At 60.9% G+C, this 22,098-nt stretch carries 19 protein-coding genes; 11 read left to right on the top strand and 8 right to left on the bottom strand.

All coding sequences use genetic code 11. The annotated features are described in order from the left end of the window. Nucleotides 1-19: 19 nt before the first annotated feature. On the bottom strand, nt 20-1,015 hold the full coding sequence (locus RHM60_RS14305; protein ID WP_209985811.1) for an ArsR/SmtB family transcription factor: 996 nt from the start codon (nt 1,013-1,015) through the stop codon (nt 20-22). A 272-nt stretch (nt 1,016-1,287) separates the two neighbouring features. Between RHM60_RS14305 and tkt the strand changes: the two genes are divergently transcribed. The 7 genes from tkt (at nt 1,288) to RHM60_RS14270 (ending at nt 8,803) form a co-directional block, all read left to right on the top strand. Beyond that, nucleotides 1,288-3,285: a transketolase gene (gene tkt, locus RHM60_RS14300; RefSeq protein WP_209985808.1), complete on the top strand. Its 1,998-nt coding sequence runs from the start codon at nt 1,288-1,290 to the stop codon at nt 3,283-3,285. Nucleotides 3,286-3,451: 166 nt separating this feature from the next. After that, nucleotides 3,452-4,510, top strand: a complete 1,059-nt coding sequence (gene epd, locus RHM60_RS14295) for an erythrose-4-phosphate dehydrogenase (protein ID WP_209985805.1) — start codon at nt 3,452-3,454, stop codon at nt 4,508-4,510. Between the two features lie 17 nt (nt 4,511-4,527). Further along, nucleotides 4,528-5,691, top strand: coding sequence for a phosphoglycerate kinase (locus RHM60_RS14290; protein ID WP_322212101.1), 1,164 nt, complete (start codon nt 4,528-4,530; stop codon nt 5,689-5,691). Between the two features lie 32 nt (nt 5,692-5,723). Beyond that, on the top strand, nt 5,724-5,951 hold the full coding sequence (locus RHM60_RS14285; RefSeq protein ID WP_209985799.1) for a hypothetical protein: 228 nt from the start codon (nt 5,724-5,726) through the stop codon (nt 5,949-5,951). A 61-nt stretch (nt 5,952-6,012) separates the two neighbouring features. Continuing rightward, nucleotides 6,013-6,348: an MliC family protein gene (locus RHM60_RS14280; protein WP_231423495.1), complete on the top strand. Its 336-nt coding sequence runs from the start codon at nt 6,013-6,015 to the stop codon at nt 6,346-6,348. Between the two features lie 123 nt (nt 6,349-6,471). Further along, nucleotides 6,472-7,536 (top strand): class II fructose-bisphosphate aldolase, encoded by a 1,065-nt coding sequence (fba, locus tag RHM60_RS14275; protein ID WP_322212099.1) that lies wholly within the window; start codon nt 6,472-6,474, stop codon nt 7,534-7,536. Between the two features lie 871 nt (nt 7,537-8,407). Further along, nucleotides 8,408-8,803, top strand: a complete 396-nt coding sequence (locus tag RHM60_RS14270; protein WP_209985794.1) for a hypothetical protein — start codon at nt 8,408-8,410, stop codon at nt 8,801-8,803. A 48-nt stretch (nt 8,804-8,851) separates the two neighbouring features. On the opposite strand, the gene RHM60_RS14265 is transcribed toward RHM60_RS14270, so the two are convergent. Next, nucleotides 8,852-9,517 carry a polysaccharide lyase family 7 protein gene (locus RHM60_RS14265; protein WP_209985789.1) on the bottom strand — a complete coding sequence of 222 codons (666 nt, stop codon included), beginning with the start codon at nt 9,515-9,517 and terminating at the stop codon, nt 8,852-8,854. Between the two features lie 308 nt (nt 9,518-9,825). Between RHM60_RS14265 and RHM60_RS14260 the strand changes: the two genes are divergently transcribed. The 3 genes from RHM60_RS14260 to RHM60_RS14250 are packed head-to-tail and all read left to right on the top strand — an operon-like array spanning nt 9,826 to nt 12,789. Then, nucleotides 9,826-11,931, top strand: coding sequence for a putative bifunctional diguanylate cyclase/phosphodiesterase (locus RHM60_RS14260; protein ID WP_209985787.1), 2,106 nt, complete (start codon nt 9,826-9,828; stop codon nt 11,929-11,931). Between the two features lie 43 nt (nt 11,932-11,974). Continuing rightward, complete coding sequence (locus RHM60_RS14255) at nt 11,975-12,475, top strand: M48 family metallopeptidase (protein ID WP_209985783.1); 501 nt, start codon at nt 11,975-11,977, stop codon at nt 12,473-12,475. A gap of 17 nt (nt 12,476-12,492) precedes the next feature. Continuing rightward, nucleotides 12,493-12,789, top strand: coding sequence for a winged helix-turn-helix domain-containing protein (locus tag RHM60_RS14250; RefSeq protein WP_209985779.1), 297 nt, complete (start codon nt 12,493-12,495; stop codon nt 12,787-12,789). A gap of 101 nt (nt 12,790-12,890) precedes the next feature. Here the strand turns inward: RHM60_RS14250 and RHM60_RS14245 are convergent, their stop codons facing one another. Next, nucleotides 12,891-13,343, bottom strand: a complete 453-nt coding sequence (locus RHM60_RS14245) for a GNAT family N-acetyltransferase (protein ID WP_231423497.1) — start codon at nt 13,341-13,343, stop codon at nt 12,891-12,893. A gap of 200 nt (nt 13,344-13,543) precedes the next feature. Between RHM60_RS14245 and RHM60_RS14240 the strand changes: the two genes are divergently transcribed. Further along, a complete protein-coding gene (locus RHM60_RS14240) occupies nt 13,544-14,281 on the top strand; it encodes a substrate-binding periplasmic protein (protein WP_322212098.1) in 738 nt (245 codons plus the stop codon). A 94-nt stretch (nt 14,282-14,375) separates the two neighbouring features. On the opposite strand, the gene yccS is transcribed toward RHM60_RS14240, so the two are convergent. The 5 genes from yccS to RHM60_RS14215 all read right to left on the bottom strand — a co-directional run bounded on the left by yccS (nt 14,376) and on the right by RHM60_RS14215 (nt 21,881). Next, on the bottom strand, nt 14,376-16,559 hold the full coding sequence (gene yccS / locus RHM60_RS14235) for a YccS family putative transporter (RefSeq protein WP_322212097.1): 2,184 nt from the start codon (nt 16,557-16,559) through the stop codon (nt 14,376-14,378). A gap of 160 nt (nt 16,560-16,719) precedes the next feature. After that, the gene (locus tag RHM60_RS14230) at nt 16,720-17,898 is read right to left on the bottom strand and encodes an NAD(P)/FAD-dependent oxidoreductase (RefSeq protein WP_231423499.1); all 1,179 of its coding nucleotides are present in this window, start codon (nt 17,896-17,898) and stop codon (nt 16,720-16,722) included. A 161-nt stretch (nt 17,899-18,059) separates the two neighbouring features. Continuing rightward, nucleotides 18,060-19,397, bottom strand: coding sequence for an ATP-dependent RNA helicase DbpA (gene dbpA, locus RHM60_RS14225; RefSeq protein ID WP_231423516.1), 1,338 nt, complete (start codon nt 19,395-19,397; stop codon nt 18,060-18,062). A gap of 130 nt (nt 19,398-19,527) precedes the next feature. Beyond that, nucleotides 19,528-20,955, bottom strand: coding sequence for a multidrug transporter subunit MdtD (gene mdtD, locus RHM60_RS14220; protein ID WP_209985764.1), 1,428 nt, complete (start codon nt 20,953-20,955; stop codon nt 19,528-19,530). Nucleotides 20,956-20,990: 35 nt separating this feature from the next. Then, nucleotides 20,991-21,881 (bottom strand): alpha/beta hydrolase, encoded by an 891-nt coding sequence (locus RHM60_RS14215; RefSeq protein WP_322212096.1) that lies wholly within the window; start codon nt 21,879-21,881, stop codon nt 20,991-20,993. Nucleotides 21,882-22,098: the final 217 nt, after the last annotated feature.

Genomic DNA, 22,098 nt, shown 5'->3' with positions numbered 1-22,098 from the left:
CTCGATGATTTCCTGATATTTACCGATGGTGAGTGTCGCCAGCCGGTCGCTGAAAATGGCGGACCTGGATCTGGAAACCATTACGTAAACCTACATAGAGGCTTTCCCCGGGAACGAGTCCCGCAGCGGTGGCCCAACGGGCCAGATCGTCCTGTTCAAAACCCAACCAGAGATCACCGCAGGCCTCCCTGGCCCAATTCTGGTTGTGGCTGCATAAATCCGTAACCAGCAGGCTACCGCCGGGGTGCAGCAACCCGGCCATTTGTTTGAGGGCGTCTGCCGGGGCGGCGAAATGGTGCAGGACCATGTTCAGCACCACGCAGTCGGCCTGCAGGGGCGTGTCGCTCAACGCATCAGCCAGTTGCAGGGTGACATTGCCCAGCGCCTCGCGCTCACACAACTGGCGGGCCAGCTCCAGCATCGCCGGGCTGTTGTCCAGCGCCGTAACCTGCACAAAACGCCGCGCCAGGTCCGGCAGGAAACCGCCGTCGCCGGGGCCTACTTCCAGTGCGGTGGCCTTGTTACTGAAGCTTAACTTGTCGAGCAGCGCCAATACGCTTTCGCGGTACTGAGGCAGGCCGGCAATCAAGTCCTGCTGGGCGCGAAACTTTTCGGCCACCCGTGAGAAAAAATCCTGGCTGGCGGCTGCGCGTTGCCCGTGCACCTCGCTGATGCGTGTCTGCACGTCGCCGGGCAGGCTCAGGTTGTCGACTTCTTCGAGCAGGGCGCCGTGCAGTTTGCCGCCGAGCAACTCGGTGTGGGGTAGGGCGCGCCGGTAAAAAATGGCGTTGCCTTCGCGGCGGGTGGCCACCAGGTCGGCCTGAGCCAGTACCTTCAGATGGTGGCTCATGCCGGACTGACCGATGGCGAAGATCCGCGACAGCTCCAATACGCCAAACGAATCGTTGGCCAGCGCGCGCAATACGTTCAGGCGCAACGGGTCACCGGCGGCCTTGCACAGGGCGGCCAGCTCATCGCTATCGTCGGGACGCAGGGAAGGCACGGTCAGGTTCATAAGGCCAGCAGTCTAGTGACGGGGTGGAGTCATCGCAAGGCCAATATCAAAAAGTTTTGATATTGAACGATAAGTGGCGGTTATAAGCAGCCGCTCTATCTTCTGGACGAGCGGGTGGCGCGGTTCTACAGGGCATTGGCGCGCCAACCACAGGAAAAACGGCCTCATGTGAGTATCGGTCATTGCCCACAGGCGGTGGCTGAGGGAAAATGCCGGTCCTTTTTTGCGTTTCTTTTAATCACTCACTATTCAGAATCCTCAGGAGAACAGCGATGCCCAGCCGTCGTGAGCGTGCCAACGCCATTCGTGCCCTCAGCATGGATGCCGTGCAAAAAGCCAACAGCGGCCATCCCGGTGCCCCGATGGGCATGGCGGATATCGCCGAGGTCCTTTGGCGTGATTACCTGAAGCACAACCCGAGCAATCCCTCCTTCGCCGACCGTGACCGCTTCGTGCTGTCCAACGGCCACGGTTCGATGCTGATCTATTCGCTGCTGCACCTGACCGGCTACGACGTCACCATTGACGACCTCAAGAGCTTCCGCCAGCTGCACAGCCGCACCCCGGGTCACCCGGAATTCGGCTACACCCCGGGCGTCGAGACCACCACCGGTCCCCTGGGCCAGGGCCTGGCCAACGCCGTGGGTTTTGCGCTGGCTGAAAAAGTCCTGGGCGCGCAGTTCAACCGTCCCGGCCATGACATCGTCGACCACCACACCTATGTGTTCCTGGGTGATGGCTGCATGATGGAAGGCATTTCCCATGAAGTCGCCTCCCTGGCCGGCACCCTGGGCCTGGGCAAGCTGATTGCCTTCTACGATGACAACGGCATCTCCATCGACGGCGAAGTCGAAGGCTGGTTCACCGATGACACCCCGAAGCGTTTTGAAGCCTACAACTGGCAGGTGATCCGCAACGTCGACGGCCACGATCCGGAAGAGATCAAGACCGCCATCGACACCGCGCGCAAGAGCGTGCAACCGACCCTGATCTGCTGCAAAACCACCATTGGTTTCGGCTCGCCGAACAAGCAGGGCAAGGAAGACTGCCACGGTGCCCCGCTGGGTGACGCGGAAATCGCCCTGACCCGCGAAGCGCTGAAGTGGAACTACGGCCCGTTCGAAATTCCGGCCGATATCGCGGCCGAATGGGACGCCAGGGAAAAAGGCCTGGCAGCTGAAGCCGAGTGGGACCAGCGTTTTGCCGCCTACTCCGCCGAATTCCCGGAATTGGCCAACGAACTGGTACGTCGTCTGGCCGGTGACCTGCCGGCCGACTTCTCGGAAAAAGCCTCGGCCTACATCGCCGAAGTTGCGGCCAAGGGCGAGACCATCGCCAGCCGTAAAGCCAGCCAGAACACCCTGAACGCCTTTGGTCCGCTGCTGCCCGAGATCCTCGGCGGCTCGGCCGACCTGGCCGGTTCCAACCTGACCCTGTGGAAAGGCTGCAAAGGCGTGTCGGCCGAAGACGCCAGCGGCAACTACATGTACTACGGCGTGCGCGAGTTCGGCATGAGCGCCATCATGAACGGCGTGTCCCTGCACGGCGGGCTGGTGCCTTACGGCGCGACCTTCCTGATGTTCATGGAATACGCGCGTAACGCTGTGCGCATGGCCGCGCTGATGAAAAAACGCGTGATCCATGTGTACACCCACGACTCCATCGGTCTGGGCGAAGACGGCCCGACGCACCAGCCGGTCGAGCAACTGACCAGCCTGCGGACCACGCCGAACCTGGATTGCTGGCGCCCGGCCGACGCGGTGGAATCCGCGGTGGCCTGGAAGCATGCCATCGAGCGCAAGGACGGCCCTTCGGCGCTGATCTTCTCGCGTCAGAACCTGCAGCATCAGGTGCGTACCGACGCACAGATCGCCGACATCAGCCGTGGCGGCTACGTGCTCAAGGACTGCATCGGTGAGCCAGAGCTGATCCTGATCTCCACCGGTTCCGAAGTGGGGCTGACTGTGCAGGCCTACGACAAGCTGACCGCGCAAGGCCGCAACGTACGTGTTGTGTCCATGCCGTGCACCAGCGTGTTCGAAGCCCAGGACGCTGGCTACAAGCAATCGGTATTGCCGTTGCAGGTCAGCGCGCGTATCGCCGTTGAAGCGGCACACGCCGACTACTGGTACAAGTACGTGGGCCTGGAAGGCCGCGTGATCGGCATGACCACCTACGGTGAGTCGGCGCCGGCGCCAGCGTTGTTCGAAGAGTTCGGTTTCACTCTGGAAAACATCCTGGGTCAAGCTGAAGAGCTGCTGGAAGACTAAGGCTGTAGATCGAGGTGGCTGTGCTGGCCTCTTCGCGAGCAAGCCCGCTCCCACACTTGAATGGGTTCACAGTTCCATTGTGTGAACCCGATCAAAATGTGGGAGCGGGCTTGCTCGCGAAGGCGGCGGCACATTCACCCCTTCACCCAAGTTGATCGAGAACCCCATGCCCCAACCGCGTCCCTACAAAGTTGCACTCAACGGCTACGGCCGCATTGGTCGTTGCGTCTTGCGTGCGCTGTTCGAGCGAGGGGCGGCAGCCGGGTTCGAGATTGTCGCGATCAACGATCTGGCCGACATGGCCAGCATCGAATACCTGACACGCTTTGACTCCACCCACGGCCGCTTTCCCGGCGAAGTGCGGGTTGAAGACGACTGTCTGCATATCAATGGCAACTGCGTGCAGGTATTGCGCAGTGCCACCCCCGAAGGCATCGACTGGAAGGCACTGGGTGTCGACCTGGTGCTGGAATGTTCCGGTGTCTATAACACCCGCGCCGACGGCCAGCGTTTTCTCGACGCCGGCGCGCCGCGTGTGCTGTTTTCCCAGCCGATGGCCAGCGAGGCGGATGTCGACGCCACCATCGTCTACGGCATTAACCAGGACTGCCTGACCGGCGCCGAGTTGCTGGTGTCCAACGCGTCCTGTACCACCAACTGCAGCGTGCCGCTGTTGCGCCTGCTGGACCGGTCGATTGGTATCGATTACGTGTCGATCACCACCATTCACTCGGCGATGAACGACCAGCCGGTGATCGATGCCTACCACCATGAAGACCTGCGTCGCACGCGCTCGGCGTTCCAGTCGGTGATCCCGGTGTCCACCGGCCTGGCCCGTGGCATCGAGCGATTGCTGCCGGAACTTGCCGGGCGAATCCAGGCCAAAGCCGTACGGGTGCCGACGGTAAACGTGTCTTGCCTGGACATCACCCTGCAGAGCATCAGCGACACCGATGCCGCGGAGGTCAATCGGATACTGCGCGACGCTGCCACCCGCGGCCCGCTCAAAGGCCTGCTGGCCTATACCGAGTTGCCCCACGCCAGTTGTGATTTCAACCACGACCCGCATTCGGCAATCGTCGACGCCAGCCAGACCCGCGTCTCCGGCCCTCGGCTGGTGAATATCCTGGCCTGGTTCGACAACGAATGGGGCTTTGCCAATCGCATGCTCGACGTTGCCCAGCACTACCTGCAAGTGGCCTCACCCCAACAACCTCAACAGTAATTCAGGAACTGCGACCCATGACCGTGTTGAAGATGACCGACCTCGATCTGCAAGGTAAGCGCGTACTGATTCGCGAAGACCTCAACGTCCCCGTAAAGGACGGTGTGGTCACCAGCGATGCGCGAATCCTGGCCTCGCTGCCGACCATCAAGCTGGCTCTGGAAAAAGGCGCGGCCGTGATGGTCTGCTCCCACCTGGGTCGTCCCACCGAAGGTGAATTCTCGGCTGAAAACAGCCTCAAGCCGGTGGCGCAATACCTGAGCAAGGCCCTGGGCCGTGACGTGCCGCTGGTGGCCGACTACCTGGACGGTGTCGACGTTAAAGCCGGCGACATCGTGCTGTTCGAAAACGTACGCTTCAATAAGGGCGAGAAAAAGAACAGCGACGAACTGGCCCGGCAATATGCGGCGCTGTGTGATGTGTTTGTGATGGACGCCTTCGGCACCGCTCACCGCGCAGAAGGGTCGACCCACGGCGTGGCCAAGTTCGCCAAGGTTGCCGCTGCTGGCCCGTTGCTGGCCGCTGAACTGGACGCACTGGGCAAGGCCCTGGGCTCACCGGCACAACCGATGGCCGCCATCGTCGCCGGCTCCAAAGTGTCCACCAAGCTGGACGTACTCAACAGCCTGAGCCAGATCTGCAACCAGTTGATCGTCGGCGGCGGCATTGCCAACACCTTCCTCGCCGCCGCTGGCCACCCGGTGGGCAAGTCGCTGTACGAACCGGACCTGCTGGATACCGCCCGCGCCATCGCCGCCAAAGTCAGCGTGCCGCTGCCAGTGGACGTGGTGGTGGCCAAGGAATTCGCTGAAAGCGCCGAAGCCACCGTCAAGCTCATCGCTGACGTGGCGGCTGACGACATGATCCTGGATATCGGCCCACAAACCGCGGCTAACTTCGCTGAACTGCTGAAGGCGTCCCGGACCATTCTGTGGAATGGCCCGGTCGGCGTGTTCGAGTTCGACCAGTTCGGCAACGGCACCAAAGTGCTGGCCAAGGCGATTGCCGAAAGCTCGGCATTCTCCATCGCCGGCGGTGGCGACACCCTGGCCGCCATCGATAAATATGGCGTTGCTGATCAGATCTCCTACATTTCTACCGGTGGCGGCGCGTTCCTCGAGTTCGTCGAGGGCAAAGTCCTGCCGGCCGTTGAAGTGCTGGAAACCCGGGCCAAGGGCTGAGGCCTGCCATGATCCGGAAAAGGAGCATTCCCATGATCAAGTCGTTGGCATGGGTGATCGCAGCGGGCCTGTTGGCCGGCTGCGGCAGCACGCCAAGCGTTGCGCCCGAGGCAGAAAAGCCTGGGGCTGCGCCGAAAAAAAGCTGCTACCAGGCCGACTGGCAAGCCGAAACCATGCCAGTGATCAACAAGCGCATCGGCAATGAACGGCTGGAACAATACGACGCCGCGCCCAACGGTCAGGAACAGGGTTGCCCATGACGGGTCTGATCAACTAACCGACAGCAGTGGCGGCCCTTGGGCCGTCGTTCGAGGAGTGGTAATGAAAGGCGTATTCGCCCTGGCAGCCCTGGCCTTGTTGGCCGGTTGCAGCAGCATGAACATGTTCAACAAGGCGCCAGAGCCGGCAGACAAATGGACCACCTGGACCTGCGACAGCAAAGCCGAGGTCAACTGGCGCTTTGCCAATGCAGCCCGTTCCGAAGTGGATGTGCGCCTTGGCGGTTCGGACCAGGTTTATCGCCTCAAGCAAGAGGTTGCCGCCTCGGGTGTTCTGTATAGCGACGGCCAATTGGCGTTTCATACCAAGGGTGAGGAAGGCCTGGTTTACTGGGTCGCCACCGATGATTTGATCGGAAGGGGCTGCAAAGCCAACTGAATCCGACAGCTATAACGATTCAGCAGGCCAGGCTTAACCCCTTGATCTGCAATAACTTGAATAGCAGCCGCCGCTACGGCAGGCTTGCACGATTAACGACCCTCTACCGGGAGAGACAACACAATGGCACTTATCAGCATGCGTCAAATGCTGGACCACGCAGCCGAGTTCGGCTACGGCGTCCCAGCCTTTAACGTCAACAACCTCGAGCAGATGCGCGCCATCATGGAAGCCGCTGACAAGACCGACTCCCCCGTGATCGTCCAGGCTTCGGCCGGTGCCCGCAAATACGCCGGTGCGCCTTTCCTGCGTCACCTGATCCTCGCCGCCATCGAAGAATTCCCGCACATCCCGGTGTGCATGCACCAGGACCACGGCACCAGCCCTGACGTGTGCCAGCGCTCCATCCAACTGGGCTTCAGCTCGGTCATGATGGACGGCTCCCTCGGCGAAGACGGCAAGACCCCCACTGACTACGAGTACAACGTACGCGTCACCCAGCAAACCGTGGCCATGGCTCACGCCTGCGGCGTTTCGGTGGAAGGCGAGCTGGGTTGCCTGGGTTCGCTTGAAACCGGCATGGCCGGCGAAGAAGACGGCATCGGCGCCGAAGGCGTGCTGGATCACAGCCAGATGCTGACCGACCCGGAAGAAGCCGCTGACTTCGTGAAAAAGACCCAGGTCGACGCCCTGGCCATCGCCATCGGCACCAGCCACGGCGCCTACAAGTTCACCAAGCCGCCGACCGGCGACGTATTGGCCATCGACCGCATCAAGGAAATCCACAAGCGCATCCCCAACACTCACCTGGTGATGCACGGTTCTTCCTCCGTGCCGCAGGAGTGGCTGGCGATCATCAACCAGTACGGCGGCGACATTAAAGAAACCTACGGCGTGCCGGTTGAAGAAATTGTCGAAGGCATCAAGCACGGCGTGCGCAAGGTCAACATCGACACCGACCTGCGCCTGGCCTCCACCGGCGCAATGCGTCGCCTGATGGCCACCAACCCGAGCGAGTTCGACCCGCGCAAGTTCTTCGGCGCCACCGTGACTGCGATGCGCGATGTATGTATCGCTCGCTATGAAGCCTTTGGTACGGCGGGTAATGCTTCGAAGATCAAACCGATTTCGTTGGAAGCAATGTATCAGCGGTATTTGAAGGGTGAGTTGAGCGCCAAGGTGAACTAGGCCTTAGGTATCAAAAAAAGCCCGCATGATGCGGGCTTTTTTATGCATACGGACACTCATGAAAAATGAGTGTCCGCCGTACGGGGTGTAACCAGATTAGTTTTTGAGTAGCCTAACTGCGATGGCATCAGGCGAGTATTGGCGAGCTGCTTAAGTAACTTTTTTGCTGCGCCAGTATTAGCTTAAATTAATAGTCATACTGGGTCCCCAGGACGATGCACTGTTTGCGAGTCTACATTGTGCGGTAATGGCTATGGTTTCAGGGCCCTGAAATCTTAATGTGGCAGAAAAGTGACCGTTTTCGTCACAGAAAACACTGGCCAATTCGTATCCGTGATTCGCAATACAAATACTCACGTTAGTGCGAGGTTCTCCTACGCCTGTAACAGGTACATTCGAGTGCGGGTGTGTGCTATGAGGCTCTGGGGATGTAAAGTACGGTGCAATAGTCATGGGATTCTTCCTGATGAGATTTTTTTAAGTCGTCTATCAAGGCCGGTACGACACGATCACCGCCACGTCTGAGCATATTTATTGTGGGGGGCGTGTTCCACTGTGAGTTATGACAGTTCTTTATAATTTTTAGACGCCTGCATTCCGAGATTTAGTCGGAATCTTCATAAAGGCAGGTGTGTCGATATTTGAAGATGGATCCGCGGGATACGGCGCCGTATTCGAGCAACCGCGAATTATCCTGGCAGGCATGGAAAGATGCCTGAACATTAAATATCTTGTAGGGTGAATCCCGTCAGGCATTGACTATTTTCTATTTTTTATGTGCGCCATCCAAGGTGTGATTTTATTCATCTCGAATAGTTTAAGTTCGTGTTTTGAACGCGCATTGAATCTATTTGATGATGGAGAGTTAGTGATGGGATATATCAAAAAAGCCGCTGTCATGATGGCGTTGTTGACAATAGGCACGGCAGCCTTTGCGAAGGAGCGGGTATTCACCGCGTCTGTTGATGCAAAGGGCGTAATAACCGCCCAATCGCCTCTGTGGATAAAGGACGTTAAGTTAACCGCTCAGCCTGATTACTTTTCAGACTACAAGGTCAGATTTGTTCCCGGGACGTTTAAGGAGGTTCCGCGTTTCTGTACGGTCTCGGTCACCGATGTCAGCTCCAATGATCACATTTTCTACGGACACGCCAAGTTGGGCAGCGTTCCGGCGATTAATTACGTTAACGTCTTGACGCTCAAGGTGGGTGACAACAAGCCGGCCGGTGATTCGTCAATGGGCTTCATGTTGATGTGCGTTGAATAAGGTGATCTGACTGAGAAGCCCCGCTATTCACGGGGCTGCTTCCTGGCGTCACTCGTGATCAATATCCAGCTTCGCAAACTTCACCCGCGCGCCTTCCTTGCTGTCGCCGCTGTTGTCCTGCACGTACACCCCCGCCTTGAAGTACAAAGGCTTTGCGCCCCATGCCGCGCCGATGCGCTCGTTCCATTGCCCGTCGGCAGCCTCCACGCTGAGTAGCCCTGCCTTGTTGAGGTTGATCACGTAGGTAAAGCTCTTGTCCAGCGGCACGTTGGTGGCGACGGTGATCACGCGGCTTTCGTCGTCGTCCGGGCGCATGCGCACTTTGGCGACAATGTTGCCGCTCTGGGTTTTTTCCTTGAACTGGTATTCCAGCTTGATCAGCGGTTTCTGGCTGTCGTAGGCATGGATCTGGCCGATCACGACCTTGCCGCTGGAGGGCACCTGGTTCACTTCCAGAGTGGCGCGCAGGAAGTTGTCGGCATCGGGATAGTTCCAGTTGCGCAGGCGGCCGTCGGCGTAGGTTTCGCGCAGTTCGCTGCGGGGGTAGATGGCATTGTCGGTGCGCGTGCCGGTTACCGGTGTCCAGAATTGCACGTTGCTGCCTTCAGCCTGAAAGTACTGGTCCTTGAAGCCGTTCATCAGCTTGGGGGTGTCGATGGTCGAGGGGGGCGAGCCTACCGGAATGCTCAGGTTCCAGGTGGAAAGGTCGATCATGGTGTTGGCCTTTTAAGGAAAGAGAAGGCTTTAGCCCGAGGGCTCCAGAGTTTATTTATAGGCGGAACTCACCAGGTTGTTAATTATTTTGTGGCAAATTTCTGGCGTCAAAGGAATACCAAAAAGCCATGTTCCCGTACCCCGTGGGGTGTAGCGCTCGACCGTTAGTCGGCTTCCCCGGCTTTGGCGCAATGATGGCACCTGCGTCACTTCTGATTTGCAGGTTCCAAGGCTAGAGTGAGGCCTCAGTATTTGTCCGGGTTTTCTGTCGGAAGTGACCGGGTCAGTTCCTAAGGAAGAGACGTAGCATGGAATGCGCTCCACACCACCGCGATGGCAGTTCGGTTCTTCTGGTGGTCGATGATTACCCGGAAAACCTCATCAGCATGCGCGCGCTGTTGCAGCATGACGATTGGCAGGTGATAACCGCCGATTCCGGTGTGCAAGCGCTGGGACTGTTGCTGGAGCACGACGTCGATCTGGTCTTGCTGGACGTGAAGATGCCTGGCATGGACGGCTTTGAAGTCGCTCGCCTGATGCGCGGCAGCCAGCGCACCTGCATGACGCCGATCATCTTCCTGAGTGCCAACGCGCAGTCGCCGGCCTCCGTGCTGGAGGGCTACGCCAGCGGTGCCATCGACTACCTGTTCAAGCCCTTCGATCCGCTTATCCTCAAGCCCAAAGTCCAGGCGTTGCTCGACCACCAGCGCAACCGCCGGGCCTTGCAGCGTTTGAGCCATGATCTGGAGCTGGCCCGCGCGTTCAACGCCTCGGTGCTCGACAACGCCGCCGAGGGCATTCTGGTGGTCGGCGAGGACGGCGTGATTCAGTACGCCAACCCGGCGATCTCGCGTCTGCTCAACGCCACCACCGATGAGCTGCAGGGCCAGGAGTTTCTGCGCTTCCTGCAAAAACCCCATGTGCCGGCCTGGTTCGATTCGCAGATGTACGCCGGTTACCGCAGCGGCGAGACCTGGCGCCTGCACGATGCGATCCTGCGTACCAGCCGAGGCCAGCAGGTGCCGGTGGCGTTGTCCTGCGCGCGCCTGCCCGCCGAGCAGAAGGCCATGGTGGTGACGGTGCTGGACATGTCCGAAGTGCGTCACCTGCATCAGCAACTGGAGTTCCAGGCCGTGACCGACCCGTTGACCGGGCTGTTGAACCGTCGTGGTTTTCAACAGGCGGTGGACAGCATTCTGCTGCGCGGCGAACGCAGTGAGGCGTCGCTGGTGCTGCTCTACCTGGACCTCGACGGGTTCAAGCGGGTCAACGATTCGTTGGGCCATGATGCCGGTGACCGGGTGCTGCGCTGGGTGTCCGAGCAGATCAAGGCATGCCTGGGCTCGTGCGACCTTCTCGGGCGCATGGGTGGGGATGAGTTCACCGCGTTGCTGGAGCTGGAGTTCCCGGAGCAGGCGGCAAAGATCTCAGAGAAGCTGATCGAACGAGTGTCTGTTTGTCATCAGGTTGACGGTTTGGATGTGATGCTTGGGGTCAGCATCGGCATTGCTACGTTTCCCGATTGTGGCTCGGACCTGAACGGCCTGCTGCGCGCGGCCGACATTGCCATGTACGAAGCCAAGCGCGCGGGACGTCAGCAATATCGCTATTACGACCAGGAAATGAACGGTCGCGCACGTTCGCGCCTGATGCTGGAAGACAGCGTGCGCACGGCAATCCACAACAAGGAATTCACCCTGGTATACCAGCCCCAGGTGTCCCTCGACGCCGGTCGTTTGCGCGGCGTCGAAGCGCTGTTGCGCTGGCAGCATCCCAGCGTCGGCGACGTACCGCCGGGGCTGTTTCTGCCGCTGCTGGAAGAAGCGCGGCTGATCAGCCAGTTGAGCGCCTGGATTTACCAGCAAGTCGCCGCGCAACGCCAGGCCTGGCAGACCTGTTTCGACGGTGAACTGGTGCTGAGCGTGAGCCTGAGCGCAAGTCAGTTCAATATGCCCAACCTGGCGACCCAGTTGCAGCAGGTGCTTGACCGACATGGGTTGCAGGGCCGTCAGATGGAGGTGGAAATCAGCGAAGACAGCCTGATGAGCAACCTCGAAGAATCCATCAAACAGCTCAAGCTGTTGCGCCGCATCGGTGTACGGATTGCCCTGGACGACTTCGGTTTGGGCAACTGCTCACTCGCCCACCTGCGCGATCTGGCGTTCGACACCCTCAAGCTGGACCCGCAATTGGTCGCCCGGCTGCCGGATTCGGCGCGGGATGCAGCGATGGCCCGCAGCATTATCGAGCTGTGCACGCATTTCGACGTGCTGGTGGTAGCCGAGGGCGTGGATACCCAGGCGCAGGCCGATTGGCTCAAGGCCAATGGCTGCCGGTTCATTCAGGGCGCATGGGCATCAAAGCCCTTGATGGCCGACGAGGTCGTTGACTGGGCACGCGCTCGGCAACGTTGAATTCGCTACACTGGCGCCCATCCCAAGCCTGTTGCAGACCTCAATGACCACCCTGAAATACCTCCAGGCCTACCCAGCGGCCCTCCAGGAACACGTTCGCCAATTGATCGCCAGGGACCAATTGAGCGCCTACCTCGAGCAACGCTACCCCGAGCGCCACGCCGTGCAGAGCGACAAGGCGCTGTATGCGTACGCCCTGGCCTTGAAGCAGGAGCACCTGCGCAATGCGCCGGCCATCGACAAGGTGCTGTTCGACAACCGCCTGGATCTCACGCACCGCGCCCTGGGCCTGCACACCACGATTTCCCGGGTGCAGGGAGGCAACCTCAAATCCAAGAAAGAGATTCGCATCGCCGCGCTGTTCAAGGAGGCGGCGCCGGAATTTCTGCGCATGATCGTGGTGCACGAGCTGGCGCACTTCAAGGAATCGGACCACAACAAAGCGTTTTACAAACTCTGCGAGTACATGATGCCGGGCTACCATCAGGTGGAATTCGACCTGCGGGTGTACCTCACCTGGCGCGATTTGCAGGGCAAGACTTAAGCACAAGGCGAACGACCATGGACGTGAGCAAGACCAAGAGCAGTTTCTACCGCCGCTTGTATGTGGCCTACCTGATCGACAGCGGGCAGGCCAGCAGCGTGCCGGCGTTGACCGAACTGACGGGCATGCCGCGCCGCACCGCCCAGGACACGATTGCGGCGTTGGCGGATCTGGATATTGTGTGTGAGTTCGAGCAGGAAGACGGCGCCCGCAACCATGCGGGGTGCTATCGGGTGCGCAGTTGGGGGGCGATAGACCGTCAGTGGATCGAGGCAAATCTGGCGTCGATCAAGCGTGTGTTGGGGTATCCCTGAAGCTGGCGGTGGTTGGGCTGACGCCATCGGGAGCAAGCCCCCTCCCACATGTTGACGTGTGAACACCTTTAAATGGGGGGGGCTTGCTCCCGCTAGCGCCCTCAGGCACGCCGCATACCTCTATGTGGAATCCCATCCTCCAGATACTGCTCCCCCTCTGCCACAAACCCATACCGCCCGTAATACCCCTGCAGATGCGCCTGGGCCGATAGATAAATCGGCGTATCCGGCCAGATAGGCTCAATCTGCCTGAGTGTTTCCTCCATCATCTGGTGTCCCAACCCCGTACCGCGCGCCGAGGGCGCCACGACCACCCGGCCGATGACCACATCGCCGCCTTGCAGTGCTGGGTCAAGCAGGCGCAGGTAAGCCACCAGTTCATCGCCTTCCCAGGCCATCAGATGATGGGTGTCACCGTCCAGGTCCTGCCCGTCGATGTCCTGATAAACGCACTGCTGCTCAACGACGAACACCTCGCAACGCAGCCGCAGGATGGCGTACAGCTGCTCCTTGCCCAGGTCGGTGTGATGCTTGCAGAGCCAATCCACTGTCATGATAGATGTCCGATAAATGCCTGGCGCCGATAGTAAGCGGGACGAGCGTTCGTGTCTAAATCAGCTATTTTTGTGAATGACCTCAATTTGCCATCATTGTCTGGGTGCGCCGCCGGTCAGTTTGTGTAATCTGAGCTACTGTTACAGCCTCAGGATTGCCCTGCGCCAGGGCCAAAGCCTGCCTGCCAAGGATTTTGAGCATGCCGCGATTCTCTCGTGCCGTTGCTTTATTTGGAGTGTTGTTGCTGGCCCAGCCCCTGTACGCGCAGCGCTTGCGCCTGACTGCAGATGCGTGGCCGCCGTTTACCGATGCCACGCTGGTCAATGGCGGCCTGGCCACCGATATCGTCACGACTGCTCTGGCCCGCGCCGGCTACGCCAGTGACTTCGAGCAGGTGCCCTGGGCCCGTGCACTCAAGGGCGTGGGCGATGGGCGTTATGACGTGCTGATCAACGCCTGGTATGACGAGGCGCGCACGCAGTTGGGGCAGTTTTCCGCCGAGTACCTGCTCAATCGCGTGCGATTCATCAAGCGCCGCGAAGACCCGATCGAGTTCGAGAATCTGGCGCAACTGCACGAGGCACCCATCGCGGTAGTGCGCGGCTATGCGTATTCGACGGCGTTCGATGCCGACACGCAGTTGCAGAAAATTCCGGTGCACAACTTCGTCATGGCCGTGCGCATGTTGGCGGCCGAGCGGGTGCGGCTGACGGTGGAGGATGAATACGTGGCGCGCTTTTACCTGGCGCGTGAATCCGCGCGGGTGCGCAATGCAGTGGAGTTTCTGCCCAAGCCATTGAGTGAAAACAGCCTGCATATCCTGGTGAGCCTGAAGAACCCCGAGCATGCGCAGATTGTGGCCGGGTTTGATCGCGAGATTGCCAGGATGAAGGCAGATGGCAGTTATGCGCGGTTGATGAAACAGCACGGGATGTAATGTTCTTGAGGACCCATCGGGAGCAAGCCCCCTCCCACAGTTGAAAGGTATTCACACATCAAACTGTGGGAGGGGGCTTGCTCCCGATAGCGATTCAAGCCGCGCGGGTATCCTTGATCAAATGCGCCGCCAACGTGCGCAACGGCCCCAACTGCCGGCAAATCAACGCCAACTGCGTCTGCACCAGTCGCTGCCCTTCATCGATTTCATCCGGCATCTGCTCAAGCTGCGCCGCCAGGGCTTCCTCTGCATCGCTTTGAATCGCAATCGGTTGTTTGTTGGCAAGGCCGCTGGCGATTTCATCGATGCTCGCCGCGAGGCTGTCGCCCGCACCGTCGATCAACTGCTCGCGCATCTGCGGCGGCAGTTGCGTGTCGCGGTGTGCGCCCAACCCCGACAAATAGCTGAGCAAGGTGTGCGACAGCACCAGAAAGCGGAAGCCCACGTCGGCTTCCTTACGAAAGTGCCCTGGCTCCATCAGCATGTTGGCCAGGGTGGTGGACAGCGCCGCGTCGGCGTTGTGCGCGTTGCGTCGGGCCAGGCGGTAGGCCAGGTCGTCGCGCTTGCCGTCGGCGTATTGCTGCATGATCTGGCGCAGGTAGATGCTGTTGCAGGTCAGGGTGTTGGCCAGCACTTTGTTCAGGCGCCGCCCCTGCCAGTCCGGCAGGAACAGGAACACCGCCAGGCCCGCGATCAGGCTGCCCAGCAAGGTATCGAACAGCCTTGGCAGAAACAGCCCGTAGCCATCGCCCACCTGGTTGAAACAAAACAGCACCATCAGCGTGATGGCCGCCGTGGCCAGGGTGTAGCGGGTGGTGCGGTTGATAAAGAACACCAGGCCGGCGGCGATGGCGAACATCGACTGCACCAGAGGGCTGGGGAACAGGTCGAACAGCGCCCAGGCCACTGTGAGGCCGATGGCCGTGCCGATGATCCGCTGGCCGAGCTTGCGCCGCGTCGCGCCGTAGTTGGGTTGGCAAACGAACAGCGTGGTGAGGATGATCCAGTAACCCTGGGACGCGTGAATGGCATGCAGGGTGGCGTAGCCGATGGTCAGCGCCAGGGACAGGCGCAACGCATGCCGAAACAGCAGCGATGTTGGCGTGAGCTGGGTGCGCAGGCGTGTCCACATTTCCCTGAGGTTGCGCGGCGCGCGGTCCAGCAGGTTGCTGTCGGTGGCGTCGGCCAGGGCGTCAGGGTTGCTGGCGTCGCCGAGCAGGCGGTCGAGGGTCGACAGGTTGGCCGCCAGGGCCCGCAGCGAACGCAGCAGGCCGCGCCAGGCCGGATTGCTCTGCAGGCGCAGGTGTTCCAGCGAGGCGTTCAGGTCGCCGAGGGCCTCGGCGAAACTGTCGTCATAGATGAACGGCTGGCGCAGTTGGATCGACTCGCCGAGCGCCTGGCAGGCCTTGCCCTGCTGACGCAACAGGCGCTGGCAGCGGAACAGCACGTCACTGTGGAAGAACGCCTCGGCCAGCGCGTTATACGGGTAGTGGGACGAACTGGCGCGTTCGTGGATGTCCTGGGCGAGAAAGTACAGCTTGAGATAACGACTGACCTTCGAGCCCGGTCGACCATTGCCCACGCGGTGCAGGATGATTTCCTTCGCGGCGTTCAACGCGGCAACCACCCGGCCATTCTGCTGCGCCAGTTCCAGGCGGCGAGCTTCCACATCCAACTGACGGATCGGTTCGAACAGCGACGACTTGAGTTTGAGATAGCGGCCCAACTCACGAAACAACCGCGCCAGGCTCTGCTGCACCGGCTGATTGGAAAACAGCGCCTGCCATAACACCGACAGCACGCCGTACCAGGCCGCGCCGGCCACCAGCAGCGCCGGCTCGTGCCAGAAGTCGGTGACCGCGCCGCCGCGCTGGTCCACGCCGATCATGGTGTACACCGACAGAATCAACGTGGCCGAAGCAATCGCGCCATAGCGTTCGCCCAGCGCGCCGAGCATGGTCAGGCAAAACGTCGCCAGGGCGAGCGAGAGGGCGAAAAACCAGGGGTAGGGGAACAGCAACTCCACCGACAGCGCGGCGATGCTGAAACACACCAGTGTCACCGCCAGGGCGTTGAGGCGGCCCTGCCAACTGTCGTCGGTCTCGGCCAGCGCGCTGGCGATGATCCCCAGGAACAACGGGATCAACAGCGCCATTTCATTCTGATACCAGCACAGCGCCATGCTGCCGGTGAGGGCGATGAACACCCGAATGCTGTAGCTGAATTTATCCAGCGCCCACAGGCGCCGCAGGGAGTGCTTGAACGAGGTCGATGACATGAAGTCGGGCGTCTTCCGGAGCGATGTCGCTAAATTGAGCCAGTAATGACGCCACGGCAAGGGCGGTGATCACATCAGAGGGCAAAATATCTCTCAGGCACACCACCAACCAAATGTGGGAGGGAGCAAGCCCCCTCCCACATTTGATCGAGTACATCCTTCAGGCGTACTGCGCCGCCGCATAACCCGACGCCCAGGCCCACTGGAAGTTGAACCCGCCCAGATGCCCGGTCACGTCCAGCACTTCGCCAATAAAGTACAGGCCCGGGCTTTTCAGGGACTCCATGGTCTTGGACGAGACTTCTCGCGTATCCACCCCGCCCAGCGTCACCTCGGCGGTGCGATAGCCTTCGGTCCCCGCCGGCACCAATTGCCAGTTGCCCAACTTGTTGGCGATGTCGGCAATTTCGGCATGGGTGTACTGCTTCATCGGCTTGGACGCAAACCAGGTGTCCGCCAGCAGGTTGGCCATCTTTTTCGTGAAGATTTCGCCCAGCAGGGTTTTCAGCTCGCTGTTGGGGCGCTCGGCCTGTTGCGCTTGCAGCCAGGTGTGGGCGTCGTGGTCGGGCAGCAGGTTGATCTCCACCGTGTCGCCGGATTCCCAGTACGAGGAAATCTGTAAAATCGCCGGCCCACTCAGGCCACGGTGAGTGAACAGGATGTTCTCGCGAAAGCTCTGGCCGTTGCAGCTGACCAGGCAATCCACTGAGGTACCGGACAGCTCGCCGCACAGGTCCTTGAGCTGGTCGGTGATGGTGAACGGCACCAGCCCGGCGCGGGTTGGCAGCAGCTCGTGGCCAAATTGCTTGGCCACTTGGTAACCAAAACCGGTCGCGCCCAGTGTCGGGATCGACAAGCCGCCCGTGGCGATCACCAGGGATTCGCAGTGCAGCTCGCCCAGGGTGGTCTGCAACCGATAGCCGTTGTCGACCCTGGCGATGGTTTCGATCGAGGTGTCCAGGTGCAGGCTCACACCGGTCTGGATGCATTCGTCGAGCAGCATGCCGAGGATGTCGCTGGACTTGTTGTCGCAGAACAGCTGGCCGAGTTTCTTCTCGTGGTACGGCACACCGTGTTTAGCCACCAGCGCGATGAAATCCCACTGGGTGTAGCGCGCCAGGGCGGACTTGCAGAAGTGCGCGTTGTGCGAGAGAAAGTTGGCCGGCTCGGTGTACATATTGGTGAAGTTGCAGCGGCCACCGCCGGACATCAGGATCTTTTTGCCGGCCTTGTTCGCGTGGTCCAGCAACATGACCTGCCTTCCGCGCCCGGCGGCGGTCAGTGCGCACATCAAGCCTGCGGCGCCGGCGCCAATGATCACAACTTCGGTCGAGCGCACAGCCATGTCCTCACAAAAATATTGATCTGAAATGCAATCAACACTGTGGGAGGGGCTTGCTCCCGATTGCAGTGTGTCAGTCAGAGCATCTGCAACTGATACACCGCTATCGGGAGCAAGCCCCCTCCCACAGGGGGTCTCCACCTGGATGGGAGAGGGTCTTACAGGATACGCACGCGCAGCGAGCGGCCCTTGATCTTGCCGTCGTTCAAGCGCTGCAGCGCCTGTTTGGCGATGCCGCGTTCCACGGCCACGAAGGCCTGGAAATCAAAGATCGCGATCTTGCCGACCTGGGCACCCGGGATACCCGCGTCACCGGTCAACGCGCCAAGGATGTCGCCTGGACGCACTTTGTCCTTGCGCCCTGCGGCGATGCACAGGGTGCTCATCTGCGGCAGCAACGGACCCCCGCTTTGCGGCTTGAGGTTGTCCAGTTGGTCCCAGTTCAGCGGCGACTTCTGCAGTTGCTCGATGGCCTGGGCACGGTGCGCTTCGGACGGCGCCACCAGGCTGATGGCGATGCCGGTCTCACCGGCGCGGCCGGTACGGCCCACGCGGTGGATATGGATTTCCGAGTCGCGGGCCAGTTCGACGTTGATCACCATGTCCAGCGCGTCGATGTCAAGGCCGCGCGCGGCCACGTCGGTGGCGACCAGCACCGAGGTGCTGCGGTTGGCGAACATCGCCAGCACCTGGTCACGGTCGCGCTGTTCCAGGTCGCCGTGCAGGCCGACCGCGGAAATGCCCTTGGCGGTCAGGTGATCCACGGTTTCCTGCACCTGCTGCTTGGTAAAGCAGAACGCCACGCACGACGCGGGGCGGAAGTGCGCCAGCACCCGGGTCACGGCGTCCATGCGTTCTTCCGGCGAGATCTCGTAGAAACGCTGCTCGATCTGGTCATCGGAGTGGAACGCTTCGGCTTTCACCTGTTGCGGCGCGCGCATGAACTTGGACGCCAGTTGCTTGATGCTCACCGGGTAGGTGGCCGAGAACAGCAGGGTCTGGCGGCGTGGCGGGGTCTTGCTGATGATGTCTTCGATGGCGTCGTAGAAGCCCATGTCGAGCATGCGGTCGGCTTCGTCGAGGATCAGCGTGTTCAGGCCGTCGAGCACCAGCGAACCCTTGCGCAGGTGTTGCTGGATGCGCCCCGGGGTGCCGACGATGACGTGGGCGCCGTGCTCGAGGGAGGCGATCTGCGGGCCGAGGGACACGCCGCCGCACAGGGTCAGCACCTTGATGTTGTCTTCGGCGCGGGCCAGGCGACGGATTTCCTTGGCGACCTGGTCGGCCAGCTCACGGGTGGGGCACATCACCAGCGCCTGGCAACCGAAGTAGCGTGGGTTGATCGGGTTCAGCAGACCGATGCCGAAGGCGGCGGTCTTTCCGCTGCCGGTCTTGGCCTGGGCAATCAGGTCCAGTCCCTTGAGGATCACCGGCAAGCTTTGCGCCTGGATCTGCGTCATCTCGACGTAACCCAGCGAGTCGAGGTTAGCCAGCATGGCGGCGGACAGGGGCAAAGTATTAAAAGCGGTGGCGATGGTAGTCACGGGACTGGCTCTGCAAAACAAAATGTCGCGCAGTGTAGCAGCCCTGTGAAATTTTCCCCGCAAGTTCTAGACGAGACGCCCGTCAGTGCTCGAGATCGTGTTCACGGTTGATCGCCCGTTTGCCGTCGCTTGGCGACAACTGCAGGAAGATCGCCGCCGCCAGCATCGCCATGATGCCCACCGTGAGGAAGGTCAGCTGGAATGCGCCAAGTACCGTGTTCACGCCATCGTTGCCGGCGTCGGCGGTGAACCCGCCGAGCAGCGCACCGGCGCAGGCCACGCCCAGGCTCAGGGACAATTGCGCGACCACCGACAGCAAACTGTTGCCGCTGCTGGCCTGGGCGTCATCGAGGTCGATCAGGGTGACGGTATTCATCGCGGTAAATTGAAACGAGTTGATCGCCCCCAGCACCGCCAGCATGGCCAGCAGCAGCGGGTAGGGCGTCTGCTCGCTGACCAGGCCCATGCTCGCCAGCATCAGGCCCAGCGCCAGGGTGTTGCCGGTGAGCACCGCGCGATAACCCAGGCGCTCGATCAGCGGCCGCGCGATGGACTTGGCGAACATCGCTGCCGCCGCCAGGGGCAGCATGCTCATGCCGGCCTGGGACGGTGAATAACCCAGCGCCACCTGCAACAGCAGCGGCACCAGAAAGGGCAGGGCGCCGCTGCCAAGGCGCGCGAACAGGTTGCCCAGGATGCCCACGGCAAAGGTGCGGGTCTTGAACAGCACCGGCGAAAACAGCGGATTTTCGATATGCCCGGCGCGCAGCCAGTACGCCGCCAGGCACGCCAGCCCGCCGAACAGCAGGAGCATCACGCGCAGGTGCGGCAGGTGCAGTTCGCCCAGGCCTTCCATGGCGATGGTGATCAGCACCATCGCCGCGCCAAACAGCACAAAGCCCATACCGTCAAAGCGCGTGCGCTCGCTGCCGCGCAGGTCGGGGATGAATTTCCACACGGCGAAGCAGCCGATGATGCCCACCGGCAGGTTGATCAGAAAGATCCAGTGCCAGGTCATGTATTGCACCATCCAGCCGCCCATGGTCGGGCCGAGCAGTGGACCGAGCAGGCCGGGAATCGTGATGAACCCCATGATCCGCACCAGCTCGGAGCGCGGGTAGGCGCGCAGCACCACCAGCCGACCGACCGGCAGCATCAGCGCGCCGCCCAGGCCCTGCACGACCCGCGCGCCCACCAGCATGCTCAGGCTGCTGGACAGTGCGCACAGCAGCGAGCCGATGCTGAACAGCATGATTGCGCCGAAGAAGATTTTCTTGGTGCCGAAGCGGTCGGCGATCCAGCCCGACGCGGGGATCAGCAAGGCGACGGTGAGCATATAGGCGATCACCACCCCTTGCATGCGCAGCGGGTTTTCCGCGAGGTCCTGGGCCATGGCCGGCAGGGCCGTGTTGAGAATCGTCCCGTCCAGCGACTGCATGAAGAAGGCAATCGCCACCACCCAGGGTAGCCAGCGAGCGGTCTTGGCATCGAGAGGAGCGCGGGTCGGCATGGCAGTCCTTTGGTTAGCTGGCTATGTATCGCCGATTATGCGCCATCCGTCGCGCGTTTTCCCATTGGCGGTTCGTCTAATTCCGACAGCGTCGCGTGTTTGCCGACCAAAAAGTCCAACAGCGCCCGGTGCACTGCCGCTGCCGCCTCGCGCGATTCCAGATCGAGCAGGTGGCCGGTGTGTTCGGCCACGGCAAAGCTGCTGCGTCCCACGTATTGCTTGAACAAGCGGGCGTCGGCGGCCGGCGTGTAGGCGTCCAGCGCGCCGTTGAGAAAGTGCACCGGCGTGTCGATCTGGCGCAGCGCCGGCAGGTAGTTGCCATCGCCCAGTGCCAGCACCTGATGGATATGAAAACGCGCCTGGCGGTACTCGGTGGTCGCCATGTTCGACAGGTGGCGGTGGTTGTTGCGCTTGAGGCGCGGCGACAGGTACTGGCCGACCGTCTCGTTGAGCAGATGGCCGACGGCGGATTTGTCATCGGCCTCGATCAGCACGCGCACGCGTTCCACGTAGTCGAGCATCACGGGGTTGAGGTTGGGTGCCAGGGCCATCACCACCGAGCTTTCGATGGACGGCGGGTTATGGGCCAGGGTCAGCAGCGTGGAGATACCGCCCCAGGACGCCGACACCAGATGGTTGACCGCAAAGCGCTCCACCAGCGCACGCAGGATGTGCACCTCGTCGTCCTTGGTCACCAGGTCGAGGTCGGTGTTGTGTTCGCGCGAGTAACCGGAGAACGGCAGGTCGAACAGCAGCACGTTGAAATGTTCGGCCAGGCACTTGCTGGTGCGCGCAAAGGAACGCGTGGTGGACAGCGCGCCATTGACCATCAGCACGGTTTTCTGCTGCGGGTCGTTGCCCAGTTGCTCTACGTGAATGTTGTAATGCTTGAACAGCTTCTCTATGACGAAACTTCCATGATTCATCGTCGCACTTCCTGTGAGATGGCGGTCTGCCACTAACCGTTATAGCGAGCTTTTAAGCAGACAACAACAGGCTGCACGGGGAGTCATGCAAGTTCGGAAGGAGATGTCAGAAGCAACGCAGGACACTGTGGGAGAGGGCTTGCTGCCGATGGCGGTGTGTCAGTCACCGCATGCATGACTGATACGCCGCCACCGGCAGCAAGCCCCGTCCCCCAAG

Origin of the sequence: Pseudomonas sp. MH9.3 (assembly GCF_034354675.1) — a bacterium.
Lineage (GTDB): Bacteria > Pseudomonadota > Gammaproteobacteria > Pseudomonadales > Pseudomonadaceae > Aquipseudomonas.
This window is presented reverse-complemented; position numbering and strand designations above follow the sequence as displayed.

Excerpts from the sequence above, each read along its gene's own strand:
- RHM60_RS14305 (WP_209985811.1), bottom strand. The coding sequence starts at position 1,015 with ATGAACCTGACCGTGCCTTCCCTGCGTCCCGACGATAGCGATGAGCTG.
- tkt (WP_209985808.1), top strand. The coding sequence starts at position 1,288 with ATGCCCAGCCGTCGTGAGCGTGCCAACGCCATTCGTGCCCTCAGCATG.
- epd (WP_209985805.1), top strand. The coding sequence starts at position 3,452 with ATGCCCCAACCGCGTCCCTACAAAGTTGCACTCAACGGCTACGGCCGC.
- RHM60_RS14290 (WP_322212101.1), top strand. The coding sequence starts at position 4,528 with ATGACCGTGTTGAAGATGACCGACCTCGATCTGCAAGGTAAGCGCGTA.
- RHM60_RS14285 (WP_209985799.1), top strand. The coding sequence starts at position 5,724 with ATGATCAAGTCGTTGGCATGGGTGATCGCAGCGGGCCTGTTGGCCGGC.
- RHM60_RS14280 (WP_231423495.1), top strand. The coding sequence starts at position 6,013 with ATGAAAGGCGTATTCGCCCTGGCAGCCCTGGCCTTGTTGGCCGGTTGC.
- fba (WP_322212099.1), top strand. The coding sequence starts at position 6,472 with ATGGCACTTATCAGCATGCGTCAAATGCTGGACCACGCAGCCGAGTTC.
- RHM60_RS14270 (WP_209985794.1), top strand. The coding sequence starts at position 8,408 with ATGGGATATATCAAAAAAGCCGCTGTCATGATGGCGTTGTTGACAATA.
- RHM60_RS14265 (WP_209985789.1), bottom strand. The coding sequence starts at position 9,517 with ATGATCGACCTTTCCACCTGGAACCTGAGCATTCCGGTAGGCTCGCCC.
- RHM60_RS14260 (WP_209985787.1), top strand. The coding sequence starts at position 9,826 with ATGGAATGCGCTCCACACCACCGCGATGGCAGTTCGGTTCTTCTGGTG.
- RHM60_RS14255 (WP_209985783.1), top strand. The coding sequence starts at position 11,975 with ATGACCACCCTGAAATACCTCCAGGCCTACCCAGCGGCCCTCCAGGAA.
- RHM60_RS14250 (WP_209985779.1), top strand. The coding sequence starts at position 12,493 with ATGGACGTGAGCAAGACCAAGAGCAGTTTCTACCGCCGCTTGTATGTG.
- RHM60_RS14245 (WP_231423497.1), bottom strand. The coding sequence starts at position 13,343 with ATGACAGTGGATTGGCTCTGCAAGCATCACACCGACCTGGGCAAGGAG.
- RHM60_RS14240 (WP_322212098.1), top strand. The coding sequence starts at position 13,544 with ATGCCGCGATTCTCTCGTGCCGTTGCTTTATTTGGAGTGTTGTTGCTG.
- yccS (WP_322212097.1), bottom strand. The coding sequence starts at position 16,559 with ATGTCATCGACCTCGTTCAAGCACTCCCTGCGGCGCCTGTGGGCGCTG.
- dbpA (WP_231423516.1), bottom strand. The coding sequence starts at position 19,397 with ATGCTGGCTAACCTCGACTCGCTGGGTTACGTCGAGATGACGCAGATC.
- mdtD (WP_209985764.1), bottom strand. The coding sequence starts at position 20,955 with ATGCCGACCCGCGCTCCTCTCGATGCCAAGACCGCTCGCTGGCTACCC.
- RHM60_RS14215 (WP_322212096.1), bottom strand. The coding sequence starts at position 21,881 with ATGAATCATGGAAGTTTCGTCATAGAGAAGCTGTTCAAGCATTACAAC.